Annotated in this window: 5 protein-coding genes; 3 read left to right on the top strand and 2 right to left on the bottom strand. The window is 68.7% G+C overall.

Features of this window, described 5'->3' with window-relative positions:
• Both WH07_RS27700 and WH07_RS27695 read left to right on the top strand, forming a co-directional pair.
• A partial coding sequence (locus WH07_RS27700) for an aldo/keto reductase (RefSeq protein ID WP_046505692.1) occupies positions 1-988 on the top strand: 988 nt, incomplete at its 5' end.
• 154 nt (positions 989-1,142) lie between these two features.
• Positions 1,143-1,787 carry a TetR/AcrR family transcriptional regulator gene (locus WH07_RS27695; RefSeq protein ID WP_046505689.1) on the top strand — a complete coding sequence of 215 codons (645 nt, stop codon included), beginning with the start codon at positions 1,143-1,145 and terminating at the stop codon, positions 1,785-1,787.
• A 105-nt stretch (positions 1,788-1,892) separates the two neighbouring features.
• On the opposite strand, the gene WH07_RS27690 is transcribed toward WH07_RS27695, so the two are convergent.
• Positions 1,893-2,099 (bottom strand): hypothetical protein, encoded by a 207-nt coding sequence (locus WH07_RS27690; RefSeq protein ID WP_046505686.1) that lies wholly within the window; start codon positions 2,097-2,099, stop codon positions 1,893-1,895.
• A 91-nt stretch (positions 2,100-2,190) separates the two neighbouring features.
• Positions 2,191-3,573: a glycine--tRNA ligase gene (locus tag WH07_RS27685; protein WP_046505683.1), complete on the bottom strand. Its 1,383-nt coding sequence runs from the start codon at positions 3,571-3,573 to the stop codon at positions 2,191-2,193.
• 140 nt (positions 3,574-3,713) lie between these two features.
• Between WH07_RS27685 and WH07_RS27680 the strand changes: the two genes are divergently transcribed.
• Positions 3,714-4,694 carry a metal ABC transporter substrate-binding protein gene (locus WH07_RS27680; RefSeq protein ID WP_046505680.1) on the top strand — a complete coding sequence of 327 codons (981 nt, stop codon included), beginning with the start codon at positions 3,714-3,716 and terminating at the stop codon, positions 4,692-4,694.
• Positions 4,695-4,812: the final 118 nt, after the last annotated feature.

Below are 4,812 nucleotides of genomic sequence, written 5' to 3'. Positions count from 1 at the left end.
GGGCGCCACCGGGCCCCGCACGTCCGCCCTCGGCCTCGGCTGCATGGGCATGTCCGCGATGTACGGGGAAGCGGACCGCGCCGAATCAATCGCCACCATCCACGCCGCCCTGGACGCGGGCATCACCCTGCTCGACACGGGCGATTTCTACGGAGTGGGCCACAATGAGCTGCTGATCGGCGAGGCGCTGCGCACCGCCCCCGCCGCCGCGCGCGAACAGGCCCTGACCAGCGTCAAGTTCGGGGCGCTGCGTGATCCGGACGGTGGCTGGACCGGCTATGACGGCCGCCCGGCGGCGGTGAAGAACTTCGCCGCGTACTCCCTGCGGCGTCTCGGCACCGACCACATCGACATCTACCGGATCGCCAGGATCGACCCCGATGTCCCGATCGAGGAGACGGTCGGCGCCATCGCCGAGCTGGTCCGGGCCGGCCATGTCCGCCATATCGGCCTCTCCGAGGCGGGCGCCGCGACCATCCGCCGCGCGGCCGCCACCGCCCCCATCGCCGACCTCCAGATCGAGTATTCACTGATCTCGCGCTCCATCGAGGCCGAGATCCTGCCCACGGTCCGGGAGTTGGGCATCGGCGTCACGGCGTACGGAGTGCTCTCGCGCGGACTGATCAGCGGCCACTTCACCCGTGACCGGGCGCTGGGGCCCGGCGACTTCCGCTCCACGAGCCCGCGCTTCCAGGGGGAGAACCTCACGCACAATCTGGGTCTGGTGGAGTCCCTGCGCAAGATCGCCGAGCAGAAGGGCGTCACCGTCGCCCAGACCGCCATCGCCTGGGTGCTCTCGCGCGGCGAGGACATCGTGCCGCTGGTCGGCGCGCGCCGCAAGGACCGGCTGGCCGAGGCCTTGGGCGCCGTCGAGGTCACGCTCGACGCGGAGGATCTGGCCGCGATCGAGCGGGCCGTGCCGCCGGGCGCTGCGGCCGGCGACCGCTATTCGGCCGCCCAGATGTCACATCTCGACAGCGAGCGCTGAGCACGGGCCGCCGGTGGAGGCCGACAGGGCGAGACACCGGGCGAGATACCCCCTGAGGCTGCCGGTCCCCGTCTCCGGACCTGGCAGGTAATGTCATCCGTCGCGTCCCGTCGTACGAGCCCCTCGCCGTACCGGTCATGAAAGGTCGGATCCCGTGACCCCCGAGACCCTGACCGCCGAGCGCATCCTCGAAGCCACCGAGGAGGTGCTGCGCCGCTACGGCCCGGCGAAAGCCACGGTCGTCGATGTGGCCCGGGCGCTGGGCGTCAGCCATGGCAGTGTCTACCGGCACTTCCGTACGAAGGCGGCGCTGCGCGAGGCGGTCACCGCGCGCTGGCTGACCCGTACGGAGCTTGCCCTGGCCCGGATCACCGACGCCGCGCGGAAGGAGGGGGCCGGGACAGGAGCCGTGCGGGAGGGGGAGCCGACGGAGCGGCCGGGTCCCGGGCCGGGGCCGGAGAAGCTGCGTGACTGGCTGCTGACGCTGTTCGACACCAAGCGCCACAAGGCGGGGGACGACCCCGAGCTGTTCGCGACCTTCTCGGTGCTCATCGGCGAGAGCAGCGGTGTGGTCGACGCCCATATAACCGAGCTGACCCGGCAGCTCACCCGGATCGTCGAAGAGGGCGTGCGGGCGGGCGAGTTCGCCGCGGACGATCCGGCGAGCACGGCGGGCGCGGTCTTCGCGGCGACCGCGCGCTTCCATGACCCGTCGTACGCCCCGGAGTGGCAGAAGCCCACCATCGACGCCGAGTTCACCGCCGTCTGCGATCTGGTGCTGCGCGGACTGCGGCCATGAGGCAGCCCCTGAGCAGCCATGAGCAGCAGGCCACGAGCGGCGGGCCCTGAGCGCCGGCGCCGAGCCGGTCCCAGGGCCCCCGGGCCCGCTCCTGTGGCCCGCCCGTCAGCCGCCGGCCGGGTCCACCGTGGCCTGGTGGGCCTCGGTGAGATGTTCCTGTGCCTTCAGCCAGGGCAGGAACTGGGCGTTCTTCTGCCAGCCGCAGGTGTCGCAGACCAACGACCGCTGCACGCCCGCCTTCTGGACGCGTACGACATGCTCACGCCCATGCTGATCCCATCTGCTGACCTTGCTGGTGGTCGGGGACGGCATCCGTGCCTCCTGTTGACGCGTGCGCCCAGTGTGCAACGAAGCCCCCGGTTCCGTGGCGGAACCGGGGGCTTCGAGCCACGACCGTGACCCGTCAGCAGCCGAGGAGCCGACCGCCCAGGTAGCTCTGGATCTGGTCCAGCGAGACACGCTCCTGCTTCATCGTGTCGCGCTCGCGCACGGTGACGGCGTTGTCGTCGAGAGTGTCGAAGTCGACGGTCACACAGAACGGGGTGCCGATCTCGTCCTGGCGCCGGTAGCGGCGGCCGATGGCGCCCGCGTCGTCGAACTCGATGTTCCAGTTGCGCCGCAGGTCCTCGGCGAGGCCCTTGGCCTTGGGCGAGAGCTGCGGGTTGCGGGAGAGGGGCAGCACGGCCACCTTGACCGGCGCGAGACGCGGGTCGAGCCGCATCACGGTGCGCTTCTCCAGCACGCCCTTGGCGTTGGGCGCCTCGTCCTCGTTGTACGCGTCGAGCAGGAAGGCGAGCATCGCGCGGCCGACACCGGCGGCCGGTTCGATCACATACGGAGTCCAGCGCTCGCCGGCCTCCTGGTCGAAGTACGACAGGTCATGGCCGGACGCCTTGGAGTGCGCGGTCAGGTCGTAGTCGGTGCGGTTGGCCACACCCTCCAGCTCGCCCCACTCGCTGCCGCCGAACTGGAAGCGGTACTCGATGTCGGCTGTGCGCTTGGAGTAGTGGGAGAGCTTCTCCTTGGGGTGCTCGTACCAGCGCATGTTCTCCTCGCGGAGACCCAGGTCGCGGTACCAGTTCCAGCGCTGCTCCATCCAGTATTCCTGCCACTGCTCGTCCTCGCCCGGCTTGACGAAGAACTCCATCTCCATCTGCTCGAACTCACGGGTGCGGAAGATGAAGTTGCCCGGAGTGATCTCGTTCCGGAAGGACTTGCCCGTCTGCGCGATACCGAACGGCGGCTTCTTGCGCGAAGTCTGCTGCACCTGCGCAAAGTTGGTGAAGATGCCCTGCGCGGTCTCGGGCCGGAGATAGGCGACCGAACCGGTGTCCTGGGTGGGGCCGAGGTGGGTGGAGAGCAGACCGGAGAACTGCTTGGGCTCGGTGAAGGTGCCCTTGTTGCCGCAGTTGGGGCAGTTGAGGTCGGCGAGGCCATTCGCGGGAGCCTTGCCGTGCTTCTCCTCGTACGCCTCTTCCAGATGGTCCGCGCGGAACCGCTTGTGGCAGGAGGTGCACTCGGTCAGCGGGTCGGTGAAGGTCGCCACATGCCCCGACGCCTCCCAGACCTCGGTGGCCAGGATCACCGACGAGTCGATACCGACGACGTCCTCGCGCGAGGTGACCATGTAGCGCCACCACTGACGCTTGATGTTCTCCTTCAGCTCGACTCCGAGCGGCCCGTAGTCCCAGGCGGCGCGCTGTCCACCGTAGATCTCACTGGACGGGTAGACGAAGCCACGGCGCTTGCTCAGGTTGACGATGGTGTCGATCTTGTCGGCGGCCACGGTGCTCTCTTCATTACGACGACGAACGCGAATGCTTCAGATTAGCGGCGGTCGCACCCCTTCGATCAAATCGGTACGGGACAAGAGACATACCCATCCCTTGTTGACAATCGTTTCCAGTTTTGTTGAAAATGACTGTCATGAACGTACGACGCCTGATACCCACCGCCACCCTCGCCGGAGCGGTCTCGCTCGGCCTGGTGGCGCTGTCCGCCTGCTCCTCCTCCGACGCCGCCGACAAGACGAGCGGTGACAAGCTCGCGGTCACCGCGTCGTTCTATCCCATGCAGTTCCTGGCCCAGCGGATTGGCGGCGATCACGTCTCCGTCACCACCCTCACCAAGCCGGGTGTGGAGCCGCACGATCTCGAGCTCAAGCCCCGGCAGGCCGCCGAGCTGGGCGAAGCGGACGTCATTCTGTATCTCAAGGGTATCCAGCCCGCCGTGGACGAGGCCATCGCCCAGTCCGGCGTGCGGACCGTCGTCGACGCGGCCACCCTCACCACCCTGGAGAAGCACGGCACCGAAGTCGGACACGCGCACGGCGGCGACGAGCACGCCGGTGAGGAACACGCGGGCGAGGAGGAGGCCGCCACGGACGGCAGAGACCCGCACATCTGGCTCGACCCGGTGAGATACGCCGAGGTCGCCAAGGGCGTCGGCGCGGCCCTGGAGAAGGCCGACCCGGACAACTCCGCCGAGTATCAGAAGAACACGGACACGCTGGTCGGCCAGCTCGGCGGCCTCGACACCGCGTTCAAGCAGGGCCTCACGGACACCGCCACCAAGACCTTCATCACCACCCACGCCGCCTTCGGCTATCTCGCCGAGCGCTACGGCCTGGAGCAGGAGGCGATCGCCGGTATCGACCCCGAGGCCGAGCCCAGCCCCGCCCGGGTCAGGGAACTGGAGACCATCGCCGAGCAGGACAAGGTCAGCACCGTATTCTTCGAGACACTCGCCAGCGACAAGACCGCCAAGACCATCGCCGCGGACTCAGGACTGAAGACCGATGTCCTGGACCCGCTGGAGGGAATTACGGACAAGTCCAAGGGCGATGACTACATCGAGGTCATGCAGTCCAACCTCGCCGCGCTGCGGAAGGCACTCGGCGCGAAGTGAACCGGCCGACGGCAGCAACGGAGGCGCCGCACATGGCGACCATGGAGAGCGACGAACAGGCCCGCGAGGCGAGAGCGCAGGAGACCGCGCCGCCGTCCGGCCCCGCCGACCCACGGCC

Source organism: Streptomyces odonnellii, from assembly GCF_000981895.1.
GTDB classification, from domain to species: domain Bacteria; phylum Actinomycetota; class Actinomycetes; order Streptomycetales; family Streptomycetaceae; genus Streptomyces; species Streptomyces odonnellii.
Note: the sequence above shows the minus strand (reverse complement) of the source record. Positions and strands in the feature narration are given on the sequence as shown.